19 protein-coding genes are annotated in these 23330 nt (G+C 71.0%); 13 read left to right on the top strand and 6 right to left on the bottom strand.

The window, feature by feature from the left end:
• Window positions 1–5 precede the first annotated feature (5 nt).
• The 9 genes from AAW14_RS26380 to AAW14_RS26340 all read left to right on the top strand — a co-directional run bounded on the left by AAW14_RS26380 (window position 6) and on the right by AAW14_RS26340 (window position 13662).
• On the top strand, window positions 6–1271 hold the full coding sequence (locus tag AAW14_RS26380; protein WP_265566426.1) for a 6-phospho-beta-glucosidase: 1266 nt from the start codon (window positions 6–8) through the stop codon (window positions 1269–1271).
• Window positions 1262–2245 (top strand): N-acetylglucosamine kinase, encoded by a 984-nt coding sequence (locus AAW14_RS26375; RefSeq protein ID WP_265566425.1) that lies wholly within the window; start codon window positions 1262–1264, stop codon window positions 2243–2245. The genes AAW14_RS26380 and AAW14_RS26375 overlap by 10 nt, the downstream gene beginning before the upstream one ends.
• Before the next feature lie 272 nt (window positions 2246–2517).
• On the top strand, window positions 2518–3969 hold the full coding sequence (locus tag AAW14_RS26370; RefSeq protein ID WP_265566424.1) for a hypothetical protein: 1452 nt from the start codon (window positions 2518–2520) through the stop codon (window positions 3967–3969).
• Between the two features lie 14 nt (window positions 3970–3983).
• The gene (locus AAW14_RS26365) at window positions 3984–4988 is read left to right on the top strand and encodes a glutamate ABC transporter substrate-binding protein (RefSeq protein WP_265566423.1); all 1005 of its coding nucleotides are present in this window, start codon (window positions 3984–3986) and stop codon (window positions 4986–4988) included.
• Between the two features lie 86 nt (window positions 4989–5074).
• Window positions 5075–6397 (top strand): hypothetical protein, encoded by a 1323-nt coding sequence (locus AAW14_RS26360; RefSeq protein WP_265566422.1) that lies wholly within the window; start codon window positions 5075–5077, stop codon window positions 6395–6397.
• Window positions 6394–9066: a serine/threonine-protein kinase gene (locus tag AAW14_RS26355; protein ID WP_265566421.1), complete on the top strand. Its 2673-nt coding sequence runs from the start codon at window positions 6394–6396 to the stop codon at window positions 9064–9066. Before AAW14_RS26360 ends, AAW14_RS26355 begins: the two co-directional genes overlap by 4 nt.
• A gap of 3 nt (window positions 9067–9069) precedes the next feature.
• Complete coding sequence (locus tag AAW14_RS26350) at window positions 9070–10539, top strand: protein phosphatase 2C domain-containing protein (RefSeq protein ID WP_416223378.1); 1470 nt, start codon at window positions 9070–9072, stop codon at window positions 10537–10539.
• A gap of 118 nt (window positions 10540–10657) precedes the next feature.
• Window positions 10658–12004, top strand: a complete 1347-nt coding sequence (locus tag AAW14_RS26345; protein ID WP_265566420.1) for a vWA domain-containing protein — start codon at window positions 10658–10660, stop codon at window positions 12002–12004.
• 101 nt (window positions 12005–12105) lie between these two features.
• Window positions 12106–13662: an FHA domain-containing protein gene (locus AAW14_RS26340; RefSeq protein WP_265566419.1), complete on the top strand. Its 1557-nt coding sequence runs from the start codon at window positions 12106–12108 to the stop codon at window positions 13660–13662.
• A gap of 205 nt (window positions 13663–13867) precedes the next feature.
• Here AAW14_RS26340 and AAW14_RS26335 read toward each other — a convergent pair whose 3' ends face one another.
• The gene (locus AAW14_RS26335) at window positions 13868–14848 is read right to left on the bottom strand and encodes a methyltransferase domain-containing protein (RefSeq protein ID WP_265566418.1); all 981 of its coding nucleotides are present in this window, start codon (window positions 14846–14848) and stop codon (window positions 13868–13870) included.
• Between the two features lie 107 nt (window positions 14849–14955).
• Between AAW14_RS26335 and AAW14_RS26330 the strand changes: the two genes are divergently transcribed.
• Window positions 14956–15369 carry a globin gene (locus AAW14_RS26330; RefSeq protein ID WP_265566417.1) on the top strand — a complete coding sequence of 138 codons (414 nt, stop codon included), beginning with the start codon at window positions 14956–14958 and terminating at the stop codon, window positions 15367–15369.
• A gap of 141 nt (window positions 15370–15510) precedes the next feature.
• Here AAW14_RS26330 and AAW14_RS26325 read toward each other — a convergent pair whose 3' ends face one another.
• The 4 genes from AAW14_RS26325 to AAW14_RS26310 form a co-directional block, all read right to left on the bottom strand.
• Window positions 15511–16197: a hypothetical protein gene (locus AAW14_RS26325; RefSeq protein ID WP_265566416.1), complete on the bottom strand. Its 687-nt coding sequence runs from the start codon at window positions 16195–16197 to the stop codon at window positions 15511–15513.
• Entirely contained in the window at window positions 16194–16601 is a 408-nt protein-coding gene (locus AAW14_RS26320) for an acyl-CoA thioesterase (RefSeq protein WP_265566415.1), read from the bottom strand. The genes AAW14_RS26325 and AAW14_RS26320 overlap by 4 nt, the downstream gene beginning before the upstream one ends.
• A 2-nt stretch (window positions 16602–16603) precedes the next feature.
• On the bottom strand, window positions 16604–18268 hold the full coding sequence (ettA, locus tag AAW14_RS26315) for an energy-dependent translational throttle protein EttA (RefSeq protein ID WP_265566414.1): 1665 nt from the start codon (window positions 18266–18268) through the stop codon (window positions 16604–16606).
• A gap of 555 nt (window positions 18269–18823) precedes the next feature.
• A complete protein-coding gene (locus tag AAW14_RS26310; protein WP_265566413.1) occupies window positions 18824–19045 on the bottom strand; it encodes a hypothetical protein in 222 nt (73 codons plus the stop codon).
• Window positions 19046–19264: 219 nt separating this feature from the next.
• On the opposite strand from AAW14_RS26310, the gene AAW14_RS26305 reads away from it, so the two are divergent.
• The 3 genes from AAW14_RS26305 to AAW14_RS26295 all read left to right on the top strand — a co-directional run bounded on the left by AAW14_RS26305 (window position 19265) and on the right by AAW14_RS26295 (window position 22227).
• Complete coding sequence (locus tag AAW14_RS26305; protein WP_265566412.1) at window positions 19265–20281, top strand: DNA-directed RNA polymerase subunit alpha; 1017 nt, start codon at window positions 19265–19267, stop codon at window positions 20279–20281.
• 1041 nt (window positions 20282–21322) lie between these two features.
• Window positions 21323–21844 carry a hypothetical protein gene (locus tag AAW14_RS26300; protein WP_265566411.1) on the top strand — a complete coding sequence of 174 codons (522 nt, stop codon included), beginning with the start codon at window positions 21323–21325 and terminating at the stop codon, window positions 21842–21844.
• A gap of 2 nt (window positions 21845–21846) precedes the next feature.
• On the top strand, window positions 21847–22227 hold the full coding sequence (locus AAW14_RS26295) for a DUF6308 family protein (RefSeq protein ID WP_322741123.1): 381 nt from the start codon (window positions 21847–21849) through the stop codon (window positions 22225–22227).
• 478 nt (window positions 22228–22705) lie between these two features.
• Here AAW14_RS26295 and AAW14_RS26290 read toward each other — a convergent pair whose 3' ends face one another.
• A complete protein-coding gene (locus AAW14_RS26290; protein WP_265566410.1) occupies window positions 22706–23053 on the bottom strand; it encodes a hypothetical protein in 348 nt (115 codons plus the stop codon).
• Window positions 23054–23330: the final 277 nt, after the last annotated feature.

Genomic DNA, 23330 nt, shown 5'->3' with positions numbered 1-23330 from the left:
AGACCGTGAAGCTCACCGTGGTCGGCGGAGGCTCGACCTACACACCCGAACTCATCGACGGATTCGCGCGGCTGCGGGACACCCTGCCGGTCGAGGAGCTCGTCCTGGTCGACCCGGCCGCCGGACGCCTGGAGCTGGTCGGCGGACTGGCCCGGCGCATCCTCGCCCGGCAGGGGCACGGCGGCCGGATCGTCACCACCTCCGATCTGGACGCGGGCGTCGAGGGCGCCGACGCCGTGCTGCTCCAGTTGCGCGTCGGCGGCCAGGCCGCGCGCGAGCAGGACGAGACCTGGCCGCTGGAGTGCGGGTGCGTCGGCCAGGAGACGACGGGCGCGGGCGGCCTCGCCAAGGCGCTGCGCACGGTGCCGGTGGTCCTCGACATCGCCGAGCGCGTCCGCCGCACCAGCCCGAGGGCCTGGATCATCGACTTCACCAACCCGGTCGGCATCGTGACCCGCGCACTTCTCCAGGAAGGCCACCGGGCCGTCGGCCTGTGCAACGTGGCGATCGGCTTCCAGCGCAAGTTCGCCGCCCTGCTCGGTGTCGCGCCCGTCGACGTCCACCTCGACCATGTGGGCCTCAACCACCTCACCTGGGAGACAGGTGTGCGCCTGGGCGGCCCCGAGGGCGAGAACGTGCTGCCCAAGCTGCTCGCCGAGCACGGCGAGGCGATCGCCGACGATCTGCGCCTGCCGCGCACCCTCGTCGACCGGCTCGGCGTGATCCCGTCGTACTACCTGCGCTACTACTACGCGCACGACGAGGTCGTCCGGGAGCTGCGGACGAAGCCCTCGCGGGCAGCCGAGGTCGCGGCCATGGAGCGGCGGCTGCTGGAGATGTACGGCGACCCGTCCCTGGACGAGAAGCCGGAGCTGCTCTCCCGGCGCGGCGGCGCCTACTACTCGGAGGCCGCCGTCGACCTCGCCGCCGCGCTGCTGGGCGGCGGGGGTTCCCCTTACCAGGTGGTGAACGCCCACAACAAGGGGACGCTGCCCTTCCTGCCGGACGACGCGGTGATCGAGGTGCAGTCCGCCGTCGGAGCGCACGGACCGGCCCCGCTGCCCGTACCCGAGGTGGATCCGCTGTACGCGGGGCTGATGACGAACGTGACCGCGTACGAGGAGCTGGCCCTCGAGGCCGCGCTGCGCGGGGGCCGCGACCGGGTGTTCCGGGCGCTGCTCGCCCACCCCCTCATCGGGCAGTACGCCTACGCCGACACCCTCACCGACCAGCTGATCGCGCACAACCGGGAGCACCTCGCGTGGGCCTGACCGCAAGCGTCCTCGCCATCGACGCGGGCAACTCCAAGACCGACGTCGCCGTCGTGGCCGCCGACGGCGAGGTCCTCGCCACCGCGCGGGGCGGGGGGTTCCGTCCGCCCGCCGTGGGCGTCGAGACGGCCGTGAACGCCCTGGCCGAGGTCGTCGGACGGGCCTTCGCCACGGCCGGGGTCGCCTCGGCCGGCCATGTCTCGGCCTGTCTCGCCAACGCCGACCTCCCGGTGGAGGAGGAGCAGCTGGCGGCCGCGCTGCACACGCGCGCGTGGGGAGCGACCGTCGCGGTGCGCAACGACACCTTCGCCATCCTGCGGGCCGGAGTCGCCGCGCCCCAGGGCGTGGCGGTCGTGTGCGGCGCGGGCATCAACTGCGTCGGCATGCGCCCCGACGGGACCACCGCACGCTTCCCCGCGCTCGGCCGTATCTCCGGTGACTGGGGCGGCGGTTGGGGCCTTGCTGAGGAGGCCCTGTGGTGGGCGGCCCGCGCCGAGGACGGCCGGGGCGGGCCCACCGCCCTGGTGCGCACCCTGCCCGCGCACTTCGGGCTCGGCTCCATGTACGCGCTCATCGAGGCGCTCCACCTGGAGCGCATCGAGCACGACCGGCGCCACGAGCTGACGCCGGTGCTGTTCGCCACGGCCGGTCAGGGGGATCCGGTGGCCCGTGCGATCGTCGACCGGCTCGCCGAGGAGGTGGTAGCCATGGCCACGGTCGCGCTGACCCGCCTCGACCTGCTCGACGAGGAGACCCCGGTCCTGCTCGGCGGGAGCATCCTGGCCGCCCGCAATCCCCAGCTGGACGACCGGGTACGGGAACTGCTGGCGGAGCGCGCGCCCAAGGCGGTGCCCCAGGTGGTCACGGCCCGTCCGGTCCTGGGGGCGGCCCTGCTGGGCCTGGACCACGAACGGGCCCCGCAGGAGGTCCACGCGCGTGTGCGGGCGTATTACGAGGGTCGGACGGACGCTTGACGAGTCCGGCGATCGTCGTCCGCGACCCGCGCCCGCCCCCGGCGGACCCCGCCGTCGGGAACCGAACAGCAGCACGTCGCGTATTCATGAGCGGGGGTGGTACAACTCGGCACGTACAACCGGCGGTCACCATCGAACACTGCGATCAGATCAAGATCGCGCGAAGGCCCTGTGCGGGCGTCGGCCGCGGCGGCGATACTTGCCGCCGTGCAGCTGCGTCCGCTCCCGCGTACGGGCGGAGGTGACCGACGGATGGCCATGGGGGAGGTCAAGTGACACAACCGCAGCAGGGCGGCGCGCCACCCGTGACGCCGACGAGACCGGTCCTGCCGCCGCAGTCCACCGGCCCGGCGCCGCAGCAGGCCCCCGTGCCGTCCGGCCGTCCCGCCGCCACCCCGCCGCGCCGCACGGCTTTCGCCGAGGGCGTCGACCGGCTGCGGAGCGCCGCGACCACCGAGCCCGGCAGGCTGCGCATCATCGGCGCCGTCCTGGCCGTGCTCGTCGTGGCGTTCGGGGTCGTCACCGCCTGGCAGATGACCGACCGCTCGACCGCCGCCGACGACGTGCTGCACAGCAGCCAGCCGCTCAGCGCGGGCGCCGCGGACATCTACCGTTCCCTCGCGGACGCCAACACGGCGGCGTCCAGCGGCTTCCTGTCGGGCGGCCAGGAGCCCCCCGCGACCACCAGGCGCTACGAGCAGGACATCCAGACCGCCGCCGCGAAGCTCGTCACGGCGGCCGCCAGCACCGAGCCCGGCTCCCCCGCCGCGGACACGGTCACCAAGCTCAACAAGCTGCTCCCGGAGTACAAGGGCCTGGTGGAGCGCGCCCGCGCCAACAACCGGCAGGGCTTCCCGGTGGGCGGCGCGTACCTGCGGGCGGCGAACGAGAAGATGCAGCAGGAGATGCTGCCGGCCGCGCAGGACCTCTACACCAAGGAGAACCAGCGGCTGCGCTCCGACTACGCGAAGGCGACCCCGTACCCCTGGTTCGCCCTCGTCCTCGGCGTCGCCGCGCTGGCCGCCCTCGGCTGGGCGCAGCGGCGCCACTACCTGCGCACGAACCGGGTGCTCAACCAGGGCCTGGTCGCCGCCACGGCCGCCTCCGCGATCGTCCTGCTGTGGCTGGTCGTCGGGCACAGCGTCGCCCGCGCGGGGCTCGACTCCTCGTACGAGCACGGCGTCCGCTCGCTGAACGTGCTGCACGACGCGCGCATCGCCTCCCTCAACGCCCGCGGCAACGAGAACCTGACCCTGGTCAGCCGGGGCGCCGAGACCAAGAAGCTGCCCGACGGCAGGGTCGAGGACGCGTACGACTACGCGTTCCAGCAGGACATGAAGACGCTCTCCGCAGGACTCGACGAGGCCGAGTCCCTCGCCGACGACCAGGCGGGCAGGCAGCCCGTGTCGGCCGCCACCGGCAACATGAAGGTCTGGCAGCAGCGCCACACACAGGCGCGGGCCGCCGACGACGACGGCAACTACCAGGCCGCGCTTAACAAGATCATCGGTGCCAAGGCGGACCAGCCGACGGGCGAGTGCTTCGACGGCGTGGACGCGAACCTGGCGAAGGCGCTGGCCCATGAGGAGAACGAGTTCGAGCAGGCGGCGGGCGACGGCCTGGGCGCGATGACCGGGCTGCCCGAGGGTGCGGCGGTCCTCGCGGTGCTGGGTGCGGCGGCCGCGGTGCTGGGCGTCGGGCGCAGGCTTTCGGAGTACCGGTGAGAGGGGGAGCGGCGATGATCGCACGGCGCCTGAGGGCCAGCCTGAAGGGCTGGGGCGGTGTGGGCGCGATGCTGGTCGCGTGCGTCCTCACGGCCGTCTTCGCGTTGCTCCTGCCGCTGTCCCACACGCGCGGCGACGGCTCCCCGGGCGCCGTCGGCCCGGGGATCGCAGAGGCCACGCAGGCGAAGGCGGACGCCTGTGACGGTCACCCGGAGCGGCAGAGCCCGCCCGCGTCGGGCGACGAGAGCGGCCCGGCGGTCTCGGCCATCAAGAAGCGCGGCTATCTGTCGGTGGGCGTCGACCAGAACAGCTACCGCTGGGGCTACCGCGACCCCAACACCCCGGGCAGCGACCTGGAGGGCTTCGACATCGACCTCGCCCACGAGATCGCCCGGCAGATCCTCAAGGACCCGAACGCGGTCCGCTTCCACGCGATTCCCACCAACCAGCGCATCCCGGCCATCCGGAGCGGGCAGGTGGACATGGTGGTGCGCACCATGACGATCACGTGTGACCGGCTGAAGGACGTCGCCTTCTCCGACCCGTACTTCACGACCGGTCAGCAGGTCCTGGCACCCAAGTCGTCCGGTATCACCGGCTATGACAGGTCGCTCGCCGGCAAGAGGATCTGCACGGCAGAGGGTTCGACGGCGAACACCGAGCTGACGCTGGACCGGAAGACCGGCCGGCTCGCCGCGTCCGCAGACATCTCCACCACGGTCCCCAACCAGCTCGACTGTCTGGTGAAACTGCAACTCGGCGAGGTCGACGCCGTCGTCACCGACGGCGCGCTCGCGGCGAGCCAGGCCGCCCAGGACCCGACCGTCGAACTCAAGGGGAAGCCCTTCACGACCGAGTACTACGGGGTGGCGATGAACAAGCAGGCCCAGGATCTGGTGCGCCGGGTCAACCAGGTGCTCGTGGACTACCGCAAGGGCGGCTGGCAGACCTCCTACACCAAGTGGCTGGCCCAGACGCTGGGCGCGGACTCGGCGTCGTCACGTCCGCCGTCCGCCTGACGGAGGCAACCGACCTGATACCACTGGAGAGTTACCCCGGCGCACCGAACACGGGCACAGGGCACGACGAGAGCGAGAGGTGATCGATGGGCGTCACGGGACCCACCGGGCCGGTACTGGACCGGGACGAGGTGGACCGTGCGCTGGCGCGGCTCGGCGCGGAGCACGAGGCCATAGAGACCTCGCTGCTCGCCCTGCAGGACCACGCGGGCCGCAGACTCCTCGAAGGCGCCGAGTTGACGGGCGTCACCAAGGAGCGCTGGACTTCGACGGAGGCGTCGATCACCCTGCTGTGGACGTACTTCGACACCTACACGGACGCCCTGCGCACCGCACGCGAGATCCGCGCCCGTCGGCGCTGGTCCAGCCGCGACGACCTGGTGGAGCTGACCGAGTTGCTGCGCGGCGCGAGCGTCACCGTCGCGGGCGGTGCCACGGCGACGGCGAACGCGCCGACGCTCACCGGCACCGGCAGGCTCAGCGAGCAGTTCACCCTGGCGCAGCTCGTGGAGCGGATGAACGAGTTGTACGCCTCCTCGCTCGACATGGTCGTCGCCGCCGACGCCGTGTGGTCGGCGCTGCCCGCCCGGATCGATTTACTGGCCGCGGAGTTGCAGCGCACCCGTCAGCTGGCGCACTCCGTGGGCGTGCGCCCCGGCGAGCACCCGGCCGGCGACGACCTGGAGCGCATCACGCGCACGCTGACGAAGCTGCGCGAACAGGTGATCTCCGACCCGCTGGCGTACTGGGTTCCGGCGCAGGGGAGTTCGGCACCCGGCGGCGGACGTCCGGACATGACGACGTACGACCGTGAGGCGCGCGCCCTGGAGGACGTGCGCCGGGAGATCGACGCTGTTCTGACGGTCCGTCAGGACGCGGAGACGCGGATCGTCAAGCTGCGCGACCTGCTCAGCCGCGCGGACCGCACACTGGCGGAGGCCCGCAGCGCACGCGGGGAGGTCCTCGCGAAGATCGCCGCCTCGGAGGTGCCCGCGGTCAGCGGTCCGCCGACCGCGCTGCAGGAGCAGCTGGCGACGGCCGCCGAGTACCGCAGACACGCCCAGTGGCACCGTCTTTCACCACTTCTGGAGTCCCTGGAGCAGAAGGCCGAGGACGAACTGCTGCGTGCCCGCGAGTCGTTGACCGCGGTCACCGCGCCCCTTGCGGTCCGCGCCGAGCTGCGCGGCCGCCTCGATGCGTACAAGGCGAAGGTGGCCCGGCACGGACTGGCGGAGGACCCGGTGCTGATCGAGCGGTACGACGCGGCCCGGCGCATGCTGTGGAGCGCGCCCTGCGACCTGCGGGTCGCCGAGCAGGCGGTGCTGCGCTATCAGCAGGCGGCCGCGGAGTTGCTCGGCCCACGCGTACCCGGCCGGGGCGCGCCGGCCGACCGGAGGGGGGAAGCATGAGCCAGACGGGGCAGAAGTGCCAGCGGCCCGGCTGCGAGGGGTCGTACGAGGACGTGGGCGGCGGCGAGCTGTACTGCGACACGTGCGGGCTCGCGCCGGTCGTGTCGGCGACGGGGGCGGTCGGCTCGCCGCCCACGGGCATCACCGCGGGCGGCAAGGGCTCCGGGGGTTCGGGAAGCGGCAGCTCGCGCCCCAGTTCCCGTACGTCGTCACGGTCCTCCCAGTCCCGGCGATCGGTGTCCGGCCGGCTGTCCGGCCGGTCCACCAGCCGCTCGGTGTCCGTGCGCAGCTCCGGCGCGGCGTCCGGAAGCTCCGGGCGCAGTCGGCTGGGCCTCGGCCTGGTGCAGGTCCCGGACGTACCGCGGCCGGACCCACGCGCGATGGTCCTCGCGAACCCGGAGGTGCCCGAGCGCAAGCGGTTCTGCTCGCGCGCCGACTGCGGGGTTCCGGTGGGCCGTGCGCGCGGCGACCGGCCGGGGCGCACCGAGGGGTTCTGCACGAAGTGCGGCCACCCGTACTCGTTCGTGCCCAAGCTGCACTCCGGGGACATCGTGCACGGCCAGTACGAGGTCGTGGGCTGCCTCGCGCACGGCGGACTCGGCTGGATCTACCTGGCCGTGGACCGCGCGGTCTCCGACCGGTGGGTGGTCCTCAAGGGCCTGCTGGACACCGGCGACCAGGACGCGATGGCCGCGGCGATCTCCGAGCGGCGCTTCCTCGCGGAGATCGAGCACTCCAACATCGTGCGCATCTACAACTTCGTGGAGCACCTCGACCAGCGCACCGGCTCACTCGACGGCTACATCGTCATGGAGTACGTCGGCGGCAAGTCACTCAAGGAGATCGCCAACTCCCGCCGCACCCCGGACGGCAGGCGGGATCCGCTGCCCGTGGAGCAGGCGTGCGCGTACGGCATCGAGGCGCTCGAGGCCCTGGGGCATCTGCACAGCCGCAATCTGCTGTACTGCGACTTCAAGGTCGACAACGCGATCCAGACCGAGGACCAGCTCAAGCTGATCGACATGGGCGCGGTGCGCAGGATGGACGACGACGAGTCGGCCATCTACGGCACGGTGGGCTACCAGGCGCCGGAGGTCGCCGAGGTCGGGCCGTCGGTGGCGAGCGACCTGTACACGGTCGCGCGCACCCTCGCGGTGCTGACCTTCGACTTCCAGGGCTACACGAACGTCTACGCGGATTCCCTGCCCGACCCGGACACCGTCGAGGTCTTCCGCCGGTACGAGTCGTTCTACCGCCTGCTGGTCCGCGCCACCGACCCGGACCCGGCCCGCCGGTTCGCCTCCGCGCAGGAGATGGCGGAACAGCTGACGGGCGTCCTGCGAGAGGTCGTCGCCCTCCAGAGCGGCCGGCCGCGGCCCGCGCTGTCGACCTTGTTCGGGCCCGAACTCAAGGTGACGGACTCCGAGTTGTTCACGCAGCTGGACGGGGACGTGTCGCGGCTGGGGGCGAGGGTGGTGTCGTCGCGGCGCCGCAACCGGGCCGCCGAGGGCGCGCCCCTCGCGACGCCGGGCACCTCGGGCGCGGGCTTCGGGTCCGGCCCAGGAGCTGCCAACGTGCCCTCCGCGGCCGGTGGTTACGCGTATCCGTCGACGGCCGGCCCCGTGTCAGCGGGAATGCCGGGCGGCTCGGGAGCGAGGGCCCTGGGTGGCGTGGGTGCGGCGGGTGCCGGAGGCCAAGTGGGCGGCGCGCTCGGAACGGCGGCCGTCGTCAAGCCGGTCAGCACCCCTGCCGCCGCCCTCGCCCTGCCGGTCCCCCGCGTCGACCCCGGCGACCCGAACGCCGGTTTCCTGGCCGGTCTCCTGGCGGCCGCACCGGCCGAGCTGATCACGGCACTGCACGCCGCCCCGACGGGCTCCCCGGAGCTGCGCCTGCGCGAGCTGCGGGCCCGGCTGGAGATGGGCGAGACGGGCTCCGCGGGGCGGGCCCTCGCTGCCCTGGAGGCGGACCACCCCGACGACTGGCGGGTCGTCTGGTACCGCGGTGTCACCGCGCTCGTCACCGGCGACCACGAGGCCGCCGCGCTCTCCTTCGACGCGGTCTACGACGCGTTCCCCGGTGAACCCGCGCCCAAGCTGGCCCTCGGCCTGTGCGCGGAGGTCCTCGGCCAGCTCGACAACGCGGCCGAGTACTACGGCCTCGTATGGACCACCGACCCCAGCTATGTCAGCTCGGCGTTCGGCCTGGCCCGCGTCCAGCTCGCCTCCGGCGACCGCCGTGGCGCCGTACGCACCCTGGAGTCCGTGCCGGAGGCGTCCATCCACTACACCGCCGCCCGCGTGGCCGCCGTACGGGCGCGGCTGCGTCAGCGGGCGGGCCGGGGACCCGACCCGGACTTCCTGGACGACCTCGTGGCCGCCGCGGGGCAGGTCCAGGCGCTGGAGGCGTACGGCCTGGACGCCGTGCGGCGCGAGCAGTTGTCCACAGAGGTCCTCGGCTGCGCCCTGGACTGGGTACTCTCCGGGAGTCAGGGCTCCGCGCCGCCCGGTGGCAACGGACGGGCGCTGCTCGGCAGCGACCTGGACGAGCGCGGCCTGCGTTTCGGCCTGGAGCGCTCGTACCGGACGCTGGCCAGGCTCGCCCAGGGCGGCGAGGAGAGGATCGACCTGGTGGAACGTGCCAACCGTTACCGCCCCCGGACGTGGGTGTGATCGATGTCCCAGATGTCCCAGCCGACGGCGCTTTCGAGGTGCCCCAGTTGTGAGGAGCCCCTCGAGTCGGGCGATCGCTTCTGCGGCGCCTGCGGGTACGACCTCTCGGCGGTGCCCGCCCCACCGTCGGACACCCCGACGCTGACCATGAACGGCACCACGCCGCACCCCCGTTCGGAGGCGGACCCGGTGAACTGGCCGGCCCCTCCCGCGCCGGGCGGGCCGGGTGCGCCCGGCGCGACGCATCTGCCGACCGACCTCCCGGGTACGGACTCCGGCGGCTCCGAACTGCCCACCACGCCCGGCGCACCCGCTGTTGCACCCGCTGTTCCGGACACACCCGCCGCGCCGGGCACACACGCCGTCCAGAGCGCCTCCAAGGGCGTACGGTTCGACCGTCCGGCCGAGCCCGACGACTACCACCTGGCGTCCCCCAAACCCTCGACCCCTACCTCGCTCCCGACGTCGCTCGAGCGGCGAGACCCCCATGAGCAGGGGGGACCCCCGTCCCAGCCCGTCGACCCGCGCACCGCCACCCCGGCGGCGCCCGTCACCGAGGCGAAGGTCTGTGTGGCCTGCCGCGCGGGCAACGTGGACACCGACGGGTACTGCGAGAACTGCGGCCATGCCCAGCCGCGCGAACGCGACCACATGGAGCAGGAGTTGGGCACGGTCGCCGCGGTCAGCGACCGGGGTCTGCGCCACCACCGCAACGAGGACGCCTTCGCGGTCTCCCGGACGGCGCTGCCCGACGGGTCGCCCGCCGTCGTCGCGATCGTGTGCGACGGTGTCTCCTCGGCGACCCGCCCCGACGACGCCTCCCTCGCCGCCGCCCGGACCGCGAACGAGGCCTTGCTGGAGGCACTGCCCCGTGGCACCCACCCCCAGCAGGCCATGCACGAGGCGGTCGTCGCCGCCTCGCACGCCGTCAACGCGCTGGCCACGGAGCCGGAGACGGCCCAGGAGCACGCCCCGCACCAGAACGCGCCCGCCTGCACCCTCGTCGGCGCCGTGGTCACCTCCGGCCTGCTCGTCGTCGGCTGGGTCGGCGACAGCCGCGTCTACTGGGTCCCGGTGGACCGCGGCGCTCCCCCGGTCCGGCTCACCGAGGACGACTCGTGGGCCGCGCAGATGGTCGCGGCGGGCCTGATGAGCGAGGCCGAGGCGTACGCCGACGAGCGCGCCCACGCGATCACGGGCTGGCTCGGCGCCGACGCGTACGAACTGGAGCCGCACACCGCTGCCTTCAAGCCGGACCGGCCGGGTGTGGTGGTGGTGTGCACGGACGGACTGTGGAACTACGCCGAGGCCGCCGAGGAGATGGCCGAGGTAGTGCCGTCCGACGCCGGACAGCGGCCGCTGCACGCCGCCCGGGTGCTGGTCGGCCATGCACTGGACGGCGGGGGCCACGACAACGTAACAGTGGCGGTCCTCCCGTTCCCGGCCACTCCCCAGGGGGCAGGATCCGCCTGAGGCATGTCCACGGGCACGCCCGTGGCCGGCCCAGGCCGGACCAAGGACCGGAGGGGACCGGTCCGTAACCAGTCATCGCCCCACACCACTGGGGTACTCGAGGGGGATCAGAGCAGGTATGGCCAATTTCTCGAAGCCGAACGTGCCGCAGTTCTCGGTGGACGTCTACCAGAACGAGTACCTGCCGGAGGGCGGCCGGGAGGTCAACGCCATCGTCACGGTGTCGGCGACCGGCGGCGGCACGATCGGAAACGCGGTCGCGGCGCCCCACCTCTACTCGCCCGGGCAGGGCCCGAGCGCGGCTGTGGCGATCATGGTCGACTGCTCGGGATCGATGGACTACCCGGCCACCAAGATGCGCAACGCCCGGGAGGCGACAGCCGCGGCCATCGACACCCTGCGCGACGGCGTCCACTTCGCGGTGATCGGCGGCACCCATGTGGCCAAGGAGGTCTACCCGGGCACCGGGCGGCTCGCCGTGGCCGACGCGACCACTCGCGACCAGGCCAAGCAGGCGCTGCGCAAACTGAGCGCGGGCGGCGGCACGGCCATCGGCACCTGGCTGCGGCTCGCGGACCGGCTGCTGTCCTCGGCCGACGTCTCCATACGGCACGGCATCCTGCTCACCGACGGCCGCAACGAACACGAGTCGCCCGAGGACCTGAAGGCCACCCTGGATACCTGTGCCGGCCGGTTCACGTGTGACGCGCGTGGAGTGGGAACCGACTGGGAGGTCAAGGAGGTCACGGGCATCGCCACCGCGCTGCTCGGCACCGCCGACATCGTCGCCGACCCGGCCGCCCTCGCCGCCGACTTCACACAGATGATGGAGACGGCCATGGGCAAGGAGGTCGCGGACGTCTCGCTACGGCTGTGGACGCCCGTCGGCACGGAGATCAAGTTCGTCAAGCAGGTGGCGCCCACGGTCGAGGAGCTGACCGGCCGCCGAGTCGAGGCCGGCCCGCGCGCCGGGGACTACCCCACCGGCTCCTGGGGCGACGAGTCCCGCGACTACCACGTATGCGTCCGGGTCCCGGCCGCGAATGTCGGCCAGGAGATGCTCGCCGCCCGCGTCTCCCTGGTGGTCCCGCGGGGCGACGGCAGCGCCGAGAACCTCGGCGCCCAGGGCCTCGTACGGGCGGTGTGGACCGACGACATGGCGGCGTCCACCTCCATCAACCCCCAAGTCGCGCACTACACCGGACAAGCCGAACTGGCGCAAGCCATCCAGCAGGGGCTGGATCTCCGCAAAGCGGGCGATTTCGATGGCGCAACGGCCAGGCTGGGGCGGGCCGTTCAGCTCGCCGGCGCCTCGGGGAACGCGGATACTGCGAAACTGCTTGCGAAGGTGGTGGACGTGGTCGACGCCGCGACAGGTACTGTGCGACTGAAGGCGAAGGTCGCGGAGGCCGACGAGATGACCCTCGAGACACGGTCCACAAAGACTGTTCGTGTAAAGAAGTGACCTGGGACAACCAGGAAAGCCCGAAGCATCGAGCCCGGCCCCCAGGGGTTGGAGAACCGCTCCGGTCAGCGACCGGAGGAAGGAGAGGGGGAAGCGCCGACATGCCGACCTGCCCGAACGGACACCAGTCGGGTTCCGACGACTGGTGCGAGGTCTGCGGTCACCGTATGGCCGGTGCCGTGCCCCCGCCGCCTCCACCGCCACCGCCGACCGCCGGTTACGGCTATCCGCCGCCGGGTCCGCCCCCGCCGCCTCCGGTCGCCGGGGGACGCCCGCCGTCCGCCGTGCCGGACCCCGAGCCGGAACTCTGCCCGCAGTGCCGCACGCCCCGCGAGGGCGGCGCCCCGTTCTGCGAGGAGTGCCGGTGGAACTTCCTGACCAACACGGCGACCTCCTACACCCCTGCCGCACCGCCCCCGTCGGCCCCCAACCCGGCACTGCGCTTCCAGCAGGGCGGCCAGACGATGCCGGGACCCGACTCGTACGACTACCAGAGCTCCCGGCCGTCGCGGGTGAACCGGCCCGCCGAACCGATCCCGCCGGGCCCGCCGTTCGGCAGCGAGCCGTCCGGCCCCACGGGCTTCGGCCAGGACCCGTCGCGCCCGTCCGGCTTCGGGGACGAGCCTTCACGGTCGTCGGGGTTCGGGGCCGACTCCTCACGTCCGTCCGCATTCGGGGCCGACTCCTCGCCGTCGTCCGCGTTCGGCGCGGATCCGTCGCGGACGTCCGGCTCCGGCGGGGACCCGTCGCGTCCTTCGGGCTTCGGCGCGGACCCGTCGCGTCCTTCGGGTTTCGGCGCGGACCCGTCGCGTCCTTCGGGCTTCGGCGCGGACCCGTCGCGTCCTTCGGGCTTCGGCGCAGACCCGTCGCGTCCGGTTCCGCCGCCGCCCGGGCCGACGCCCGGCGGCCCAGGTGCGTCCGGGGGCCCCGGCGGTCCCGGTGCGTCCGGCGGCCCGGGGACCGGCGCTCAGGGTGCCCCGTCCTACCAGCAGGGCGCTCCGCCCGCCGCCTTCCAGCGGCCCGGACCGCCTCCTCCGCCCCCGGCGCAGGGCTTCCCGCCGCCCTCCGCGCCGCAGTCCAGCGGTCCGTCCTTCGGCGACGACTGGGTGATCCCGCCGCCGTCGTCCGGTGCGCCCACAGGTCCGGGAGGCCCGGGTGCCGTCGGCGGCCCCGGTGGCGGTCAGGGCGGCGGCTACGGCTACCCGCCGCCCGGTCCCACCCAGGCACCGCCCCACCCCTACGAGCAGCAGCCGGTGACCTGGACCGCGACCATCGGTCCGGACCGCGAGTACTTCATGGCGATGATGCAGCGCTCCGGCCCCGAGGCCGCGGGCCTGAACCTGCCGGCGTACTCCCCGGAGCAGCAGCGCACGCTCAACGGCAACCAGGTCACCATCGGCCGCCGCCGCCACTCCACCGGCGACACCCCCGACATCGACCTGTCGGTGCCGCCGGAGGACCCGGGCGTCTCGCACCAGCACGCGGTCCTGGTCCAGCAGCAGGACGGCTCCTGGGCGGTCGTCGACCAGAATTCGACGAACGGCACCACGGTCAACGGCGGTGAGGAGCCCATCCAGCCCTTCGTGCCCGTGCCCCTGCAGGACGGGGACCGGGTGCACGTGGGCGCCTGGACGACGATCACCGTCCGCCGGGGCTGAGCACCACGGTCCGCGTACACGTGCGGGACTGCTCATGGGTTCATGGGCTCACGGCCCCATGGGCCCCGGTGCGCGTACGCGGCAGTGCCCACCCGTTCCGGCGGTCCGGCCGTCCGGCGGTCCGGCCGTCTGGCGTTCCGGTCCGGCGTTCCGGCGTTCCGGCGTTCCGGCGTTCCGGCGGTCCGGCGGTCCGGCGGTCCGGCGGTCACGGTAGCGGCCAGGCGTACGGGCCCTTCGGGTCGTCCAGCCAGGCCCAGGAACGGTCGCCGCTGACCGTGATCCCGAACCGGTCGCGCGTCGGCTGCTGCTCGCGCTCCCACAGCAGATGGGCCTCGTAAGGGTCGAGGCTGCGCTGTGTCAGGGCCAGCAGGAACCGGAACAGCTCGTGGGTGCGCGCCCGGTACGGCAGGCCGCTCAGGTCCTGTGGCTCCGGCTCGGTCCGGGCGCCGCCGCGCAGAGGCACGAAATAGGCGGGCGTGCGCAGGAAGCGCCCCTCGGCGTGCCCGGCGTCCCGCACCCACAGGGCGAGCAGCCCCGTCGCGAACGGCGCGAGGATGCGCGCGCCCGGACGGCATTGCGCCAGCCAGGCGCCCGGAACCGAGCTCAGCGTGCAGGTCGCGATGATCCGGTCGAAAGGGGCGCGCTCCGGTGCACCGCGCGCGCCGTCGCCCGTGACCACCGCCGGGTGGTGTCCCGCCGCCGCCAGATGCTGCCGTGCGGCCTCGGTGATCTCCGGGTCGAGGTCGATGGTGGTGACCAGGTCGTCGCCGAGTCGGTGGGCGAGCAGGGCCGCGTTGTAACCGGTGCCGGCGCCGATCTCCAGGACCGCGTTGCCGTCCTCGACCTCCAGCTCGGCCAGCATCTGCGCCATCAGGGAGGGCTGGCTGCTGGAGGAGAGCAGCTTGCCGTCGCGCACCTGGGTGGCCAGCGGGGCGTCCTCGTACGCACCGCGCAGCCACTGCTCCCTGCGCCGCGGGTCGGGGTCTCCGCCCCATCTGCGCTCGTAGCCGCCGACGACGCCGATGTAGTAGGACGGCACGAAGAGATGGCGCGGCACGGCCCGGAACGCCTCCCGCCAGACGGGATCGCGGTCAAAGGCTCCGCTCGCGTCGATCTCCCGCAGGAGATCCGCCCGCGCCGACAGGGCGAGGTTCTCGAGATCGTGATCGAGGGCATGCGCGGCCATATCTCCACTGTGCTGCGGGAGCGGCCCCGGGGCGAGCATGCCGTGCGCCGGAGCCGGTGTGATCACCGGACCTAAGCCTTGGGACCTCGGTCGTCGCGTCTGAGACCATGGAGCACGTGAAAGAGATTCGGCGCGGCACGCTTCAGGAGCAGACCTTCTACGAGCAGGTCGGCGGTGAGGAGACCTTCCGCCGCCTCGTGCACCGTTTCTACGAGGGGGTCGCCGAGGACCCGATCCTGCGGCCCATGTACCCCGAGGAGGACCTGGGCCCGGCTGAGGAGCGTCTGACCCTGTTCCTGATCCAGTACTGGGGCGGCCCGACGACCTACAGCCAGAACCGCGGCCACCCCCGCCTTCGCATGCGTCACGCCCCGTTCACGGTGAACCGTGAGGCCCACGACGCCTGGCTGAGGCATATGCGCGACGCCGTGAACGAACTCGGCCTCTCCGAGGAACACGAGACAACGCTGTGGAACTACCTGACGTACGCGGCCCAGTCGATGGTGAACACGCCGGAGTGAGTGCGGAAGAGACCGGCGGAGTGGATGAGGGCGGCACCTGTGTGAGTGCGGAGGCTGGCGCCGGAGTGGGTGCCCGGGGGCGCCGGAGTGACCGGCGGCGCACGCGAGCCCCGCGGACGAGCCGTATGCCCCAGCGGACCGTCAGCGGACGCTGACGTCCAGGACACCGAGCCCCGCCCGGCGCACGGCGATGGAGCCGTAGGGCGTGCGCAGCCTGAGCCAGGTGCCCGACGAGAACAGTCCTAGCGGCTCGTCGCCCCGCGCACTCGAGGCCGGATGCAGAAAGCCGAGCGACTGCGCCGCGTGGACGGCTCGCACGGGAAGCCCGGTGTCCCCCACCGCGCGGGACCAGATCTCCCTGCCGATCCTGTCGAGTTCGGCGCGTGTCCGCCGCTCGGGCGCCAGCTCCTGCGTGCGCGACCGGAATTCGGCCACCGCCGTGGCCACGGTGGCCCGCAGGTCCTCGGGTCCCGGCAGCCCCGGCTCGGCACGCCAGCCGCCGCGCGGCGGGAGGACCCCCGCCCACGGCGGCCCGGTGACGGGCTCGGGAAGGGCGGCCGTGGCCGCCGACTCCTCGACGCCCTCCAGGAGTTCACCGGCCGACACGGTCATATCGAGCCGGACGTCCAGCCCCTCCTCGTACGGCTTGGCGAGCCGCACCGCACGGACCGCGAGCACCTCGAACGACGGCGGGCGCCCGAACACCGCCAGCGTCGTCCCGGTCGCCTGCAGGCGCACCGCCGCGCCGCGGTCGTAGTGGATCAGCCGGGAGAGGAAGGCGGCTAGGTCCGCCGCCTCCCCGTCGTCGGCGAGATGAAGCACCGTCATGCGGCGACGGCCTCCTCCTCGTCCCTGTACTCCTGCAGAAACTCCCGCTCCTCCACGGTGATCCGCCGCGGCCGCTGCGTCTCGAAGTCGAACGGCACGATCACCGTGGATGCCCGGACGTAGACCTGGTCCGGGTCCTTGACCTCGTACGCGAGAGTGAAGGACGCCGCCTTGATCACCGTGACCCACAGCTCGATGTCCACCGGCGCATGCCGGTGGACCAGCTGCCTCTTGTAGTCGATCTCATGGCGTGCCACCACGGACCCCTGCTTGAACTGCTTGTCCGGGCGGAACAAGAAGTCGATACGGGCCTCCTCCAGATAGCGGAGGAACACCACGTTGTTGACGTGGCCGTATGCATCCATGTCCGCCCAGCGCAGCGGGCAGCGGTAGATGTGCCGCAAGATCAGCCCCGGGTCAGCTTCTTGTAGGTGGCACGGTGCGGACGGGCCGCGTCCGGGCCGAGCCGCTCGATCTTGTTCTTCTCGTACGACTCGAAGTTGCCCTCGAACCAGAACCACTTGGAGTCGCCCTCGTACGCGAGGATGTGCGTGGCGACGCGGTCGAGGAACCACCGGTCGTGGGAGACGACCACGGCGCAGCCGGGGAACTCCAGCAGTGCGTTCTCCAGCGACGAGAGCGTCTCGACGTCCAGGTCGTTGGTCGGCTCGTCGAGGAGCAGCAGGTTGCCGCCCTGCTTCAGGGTGAGCGCCAGGTTGAGGCGGTTGCGCTCACCGCCGGAGAGGATGCCGGCCGGCTTCTGCTGGTCCGGCCCCTTGAAGCCGAACGCCGAGACGTACGCCCGCGACGGCATCTCGACCTGGCCGACGTTGATGTAGTCGAGCCCGTCGGAGACGACCTCCCACAGCGACTTCTTCGGGTCGATGTTCTCTCGGCCCTGGTCGACGTACGAGATCTTGACGGTGTCGCCGACCTTGATCCCACCGGAGTCCGGCGTCTCCAGGCCCTGGATCATCTTGAACAGCGTGGTCTTGCCCGCGCCGTTCGGACCGATGACGCCGACGATGCCGTTACGCGGCAGGGTGAAGGAGAGATCCTCGACGAGGACCTTCTCGCCGAAGGCCTTGTTGAGCTCGTTCACCTCGACCACGACATTGCCCAGACGCGGGCCCGGCGGGATCTGGATCTCCTCGAAGTCCAGCTTCCGCATCTTGTCGGCCTCGGCGGCCATCTCCTCGTAGCGGGCCAGACGGGCCTTGGACTTGGCCTGCCGCCCCTTGGCGTTGGAGCGCACCCACTCGAGTTCTTCCTTCAGACGCTTCTGGCGCTTGGCGTCCTTCTGGCCCTCGACCTTGAGGCGGGTGGCCTTGGTCTCCAGGTACGTGGAGTAATTGCCCTCGTACGGGTAGGCACGGCCCCGGTCGAGCTCGAGGATCCACTCGGCGACGTTGTCCAGGAAGTAGCGGTCGTGGGTGATGGCCACGACGGTGCCCGGGTACTTGGCGAGGTGCTGCTCCAGCCAGTTCACGGACTCGGCGTCGAGGTGGTTGGTGGGCTCGTCGAGCAGCAGCAGATCGGGCTGCTCGAGCAGGAGCTTGCACAGCGCGACGCGGCGGCGCTCACCACCGGAGAGGTTGGTGACGGCCCAGTCGCCGGGCGGGCAGCCCAGGGCGTCCATGGCCTGCTCCAGCTGAGCGTCCAGGTCCCACGCGTTGGCGTGGTCGAGCTGCTCCTGGAGCTTGCCCATCTCGTCCATGAGCTCGTCCGTGTACTCGACCGCCATCTGCTCGGCGATCTCGTTGAACCGGTCGAGCTTGCCCTTGACCTCGGCGACACCCTCCTGGACGTTCTCCAGGACGTTCTTCTCCTCGTTCAGCGGGGGCTCCTGGAGCAGGATGCCGACGCTGTAGCCGGGCGTCAGGAACGCGTCGCCGTTGGACGGCTGCTCCAGGCCCGCCATGATCTTGAGGACGGTCGACTTACCGGCGCCGTTCGGGCCGACGACGCCGATCTTCGCACCCGGAAGGAAGTTCAGGGTGACGTCGTCGAGAATCACCTTGTCGCCGTGCGCCTTGCGCGCCTTGCGCATGGTGTAAATGAACTCAGCCAAGAGAAACCGTCCGGCAGCTTGAAATCTGGCAGTGGGCAGATACACCCCATCTTGCCCGACGGCCAGCCCCTGACGGAAACCCGTATCGCCCGGGGGCTCTGACCTGGGGCTTCGCTACTGGCGGCTGTGACTCGACTGTCACCGTCGGTCGCCTTGGTCGGCCTCGGGGGCGTCGGACGGCCCAGGGACGGCCCAGAGCCGATCACCACGAACCGGCCGGGTGGTCGACGGCGGACACCTTCGATACGCGCCGCATGTTCCTCGGCCGACGACGGTCAGCCACGGCGGCGGGTGCGCCGCCCGATCAGGCGCGCGTATGCCTCGCTGCACCCCCACCGGCCTCAGCCACGATGCAGGGGCGTCGACCGGAGCAAGCCGTGCCTGCCGGGCCGTGGGGACGAATCGGAGTTGATCGTCTCCCCCAAGCCGTCAGCCTTTCGTCACAGGCACCTGAAGGAGCCTGGCGTGTTCGTCACAGGCACCTGAAGGGGCCTGGCGTGTTCGTGACAGGCACCTGAAGGGAGCCTGGCGTGCCGTGACCCGGGCACAGCGGTCCTACAGCTTGGTCATCTTGGCGTACGGGCTCAAGATCCGCATTTGCGCCGAGCCGAAATCCACGAGCGCCGCGATTCCGTCCTCGATGCCGATCACCCGGCCGAGGCCGTAGGTGTCGTGTGTGACCTGATCGCCCACGGCGAAGTGCTTGGGAGTCGGCGCGACCGGGGCGCTGAAGGGGCTGGTGGGCAAGTGACGCTTGGGTGCAGCAGGCTTTGTCATCGCCCCCAGTATGCGCCTCCGAACTGCGCTGGTGGCCGGCTCTCAGGAGCGGGAGTAGCTGATCGTTGGACTCCACTCCAGCAAGAGCCGAGCCTGCCGACCGGTCTACAGACGGGAGGGGTACGGGCGGTTCGGCCTCACGGGAGGCCGAACCGCACGTACCCTTCGTGGTGTCTACGGCGTCACATAGCGGGCGCCGAACATTGGAGGCAATACCTCGTGCTGATTGCTCAGCGTCCGTCACTGACCGAAGAGGTCGTCGACGAGTTCCGCTCCCGGTTCGTGATCGAGCCGCTGGAGCCGGGCTTCGGCTACACCCTCGGCAACTCCCTCCGCCGCACCCTCTTGTCGTCGATCCCCGGCGCTGCTGTCACCAGCATCCGCATCGACGGCGTCCTGCACGAGTTCACCACCGTGCCGGGCGTCAAGGAGGACATCACCGACCTGATCCTCAACATCAAGCAGCTGGTCGTCTCCTCGGAGCACGACGAGCCAGTCGTGATGTACCTGCGCAAGCAGGGCCCGGGTCTGGTCACCGCCGCCGACATCGCGCCGCCGGCCGGTGCCGAGGTGCACAACCCCGACCTCGTCCTCGCCACGCTCAACGGCAAGGGCAAGCTGGAGATGGAGCTGACCGTCGAGCGCGGTCGCGGTTACGTCTCCGCCGTGCAGAACAAGCAGGTGGGCCAGGAGATCGGCCGTATCCCGGTCGACTCGATCTACTCGCCGGTTCTGAAGGTCACGTACAAGGTCGAGGCGACCCGCGTCGAGCAGCGCACCGACTTCGACAAGCTGATCGTCGACGTCGAGACCAAGCAGGCCATGCGGCCGCGTGACGCCATGGCGTCGGCCGGCAAGACCCTGGTCGAGCTGTTCGGTCTCGCCCGCGAGCTGAACATCGAAGCCGAGGGCATCGACATGGGTCCGTCCCCGACGGACGCCGCCCTCGCCGCCGACCTGGCGCTGCCCATCGAAGAGCTGGAGCTCACGGTCCGCTCCTACAACTGCCTCAAGCGTGAGGGCGTCCACTTGGTGGGTGAGCTCCTGGCGCGCTCGGAGGCCGACCTGCTGGACATCCGCAACTTCGGTGCGAAGTCCATCGACGAGGTCAAGGCGAAGCTGGCCGGCCTGGGCCTGGCCCTCAAGGACAGCCCGCCCGGATTCGACCCGACCGCCGCCGCCTTCGACGCGGACGACAACGCGAACACGGGTTTCATGGAGACCGAGCAGTACTGAACGCCGCGCCGGGTCGCGGGGGAGCCGGGAAGGCACGCGCGGGGAGCCGGGAAGGCAGAGGAGCCAGCCGGCAATGAGCACCGGCCGGCCGCACACGGCTCCCCGAGGGCCCACCGGCGCAGATGCAGACACCCAAGCCCTCCGAGCCTGATCAAGATGGCGAAGGCGGCCGCCATCCCTACCCTGTCCTGCCTTCTGTGCCCCCGGGTGCGGCCGAGAACGCCGCCAGAGCGCTGTCCCCCGTTGGTACCCCGGGGCACGAACGGCCCCCTCGGAGATCACTCCGAGGGGGCCGTTCGACGCTTATCGCCTGTTCGGACGCAGCGCCCCGACAGGATTCGAACCTGCGCACATTGCTCCGGAGTGATTGCGCCGATCACCCTGCATGGCTCTCTGACCTGCGGCGGAGTTCGTCAGAGGGCGCCGGCGGCACACACTGTGTCGGAGGTGTGCCGAGCGCCCACCGCACGAGGACGCGGACAACTCCTGTTGCGCTCCCTGGCACGAGGCCACCGCCCTCCAAGCGGTTCAGCGCCACGCGCCCACGGTGTCTCGATGTCACGACATTGTCAGCATTGTCAGCGCTTGAAGGAGTCCTTGGTCCTCTCATTCGCGCCCCGCATCTTGCCCCGCGCTTCGAGGGCGGCACCCTTTGCTGCGAGGGTATCTTTGTGTACCGCGTGGGCCACCTTTCGCACAGTTTTTCCTACAACCTGTTCGGCCTTTGCCTTGGCTTTCTCTCCAGCACTCATCTCAGTACCTCCGCACTCACTGGCCGAGTGCCCTTGAGGCAGGGGGAAAACCCTGAGCAGGCGGTGTCCCACTGTCCCGCCGCGCCTGCCTGAGGTGGCCGGCGGCAGCAGCGGCACTTCTCGTGCAAATGGTCTTCCCTGCTGTGCCGTCCCAGGGGCTCTGCAGCCACCAAGGCCGGGGGCACCGCACGGGCGCACAGACCGCCGCCCCGCCCTTTGCCCCGGCCGAGCGAGCCCAAGAACCGGCGCCCTCTGTGCATGTTGGTCGGTGTCACACACACTGTGCGTCATGGACAACGGCGCTTTGTGGGTGGCCCTGCTGACCGCTACCACAGCGGTGGTCGCCAGTTGGGTGACCAGCAGAGGCAACGCGCAAGCCGCTCGCGTCCAAGCCCAAGCCGCCGCCGAAGCCGCGCACATCGCTCGGGAGCGCGAGGCACGCAGAGCCACACAGCTGGACTTCATCCAGCAGGCCAATGAAATGGGGATCCTGTACCGCAGAATCCCCAAGTACTTGAAGGAAGAAGACCAAGAGGAACGACTGGCATCCCTCACAGAGCTCCGGGACCAACTGCGGGACTCCTACGGGCCCTTCCTGCGTTCCCTGTCCGTCGTCTCTCTGGAGTGCCGCCCCGAGCCGATAGCGGCGGCCAACGCAGTCCACGCGGCCTCCGGCGAGGCGTACGGCCGTCTCATCGCCGTCCAGGAAGACATACGCCAGGCCCAGAGTTTCCGCCGGGCCGTTGACGCCTACCTGGCCTCGGTCGACTCGTTCATTGAAGCAGCACGGCAGGCCGAGCGTGAGATTTAGAGATCCACATCCGGCACACGGCGGCTGAGACCGACCTCGTCGATGCGGAGCCGACGCACATCACCAAGGACAGTCCAGCATGGAAGCTTTGGACATGCCTGCGCGAGGTCGACGGCATCGGCCCTGTCGGTGCCGGCAAATTGCTCGCCCGCAAGCGTCCACGCCTCCTGCCTGTCTACGATTCAGTGATCAAGAAGGTCTTCAAGCGTCCAGCGATGGACCTGACCTTCTGGTCCGATGTGCGCACCGCGCTTCGCAGTGACCAACGGAAGCTCGTGTCTCACCTCGAACAGGTCCGGGATCGGGCTCAGATCGGCAAGGACATCAGCGCGCTGCGGGTCCTCGACGTCGCCGCATGGCTCCACGGCAAGGATGGCGAATGATCACTGCTTTGTAAGGGCGAAGATCAGAAGCAGTCTCGACAACCAGGTCGGTCTGGCTTTGGAGTCTCCGCACGTCACCGGCGCATCTTGACTGGCCCGAACCGTCGTTGACCGTGGTTGACTCTGCCCCGTCGCCCGGCGACTGCACGCCCTGCAGGGGTTCGACCCCACTACACGTGCACACCGCAGTCCAGCCCGGGCTTGGCACGCTCGGCGTCGTCTGCTCCAGCTGCGGGCACCACAGGGCGGTTGGGTGGCCTGCTCCTCACCGCCGCGTATCGCAGCCTCCGTTGAACCTGTTCCGCCTGTGCCCGCTCACCTTCGGCAGGGAGTGGGCCACTTCGTTATTTATGAATCTCAATCAGATTGGTCACATAATCTGCGATCCCCTGTCACACTTCCTCCACATTGCCAGTTCGCGCGCATCGGGGGGATTCTCCATGTCGTATCCGCCGCAACCGCCTACTCAGCCGCAGCCTCAGTGGGTGCCGCCGCAGCCGGCACAGAAGAAGCCGAACAAGGGGCTTATCGGCTGCCTGGGGTGTCTGGGCGTGATCGTCGTGATCTTCATCATCGCGGGTGTGGCCGGCGTCGCCGCCAAGAGAACCAGCACCAGCCACAGCACCAGTCCCTCGCCGACCCCGACGGTCAGGACATCAACCCCCATACCCACCCACCCGACACCGCCACGCACTCCCACACCCGCGCCGACGCCCACTCCGACACCTACGCCCACTCCGCCACCTAAGCCCATTCCCACACCTACGCCGACGAGCGCCAACGCCGACAACGGCACTTCGGGTGGAAGCGGCGATTCCTCCAGCACGTCAGGAGGCGGCTACACCTCTGTCGGCGGCAGCGGATCAGGCGGCTCTTCCGGCTCTGGCGGCTCCGCCCGCGGCAGCTGCTACCCGACCACCAACAGTGGCGGCTGCTACCGCCCTGGCGAGTACTGTCGCAATTCTGACCACGGGATGAGCGGCGTCGATGGTGAAGGCGACCCCATCGTCTGCCGGAACAACAACGGATGGCGCTGGGAACCCGCGTGATCAACGGGTCCGGTGAACTGCTCGCTCGATCTTCGCGAGGTACGCGGCCAGGAT

The sequence above is a fragment of the Streptomyces hygroscopicus genome, assembly GCF_026168105.1.
Classification (GTDB): domain Bacteria; phylum Actinomycetota; class Actinomycetes; order Streptomycetales; family Streptomycetaceae; genus Streptomyces; species Streptomyces hygroscopicus_D.
Note: the sequence above shows the minus strand (reverse complement) of the source record. Positions and strands in the feature narration are given on the sequence as shown.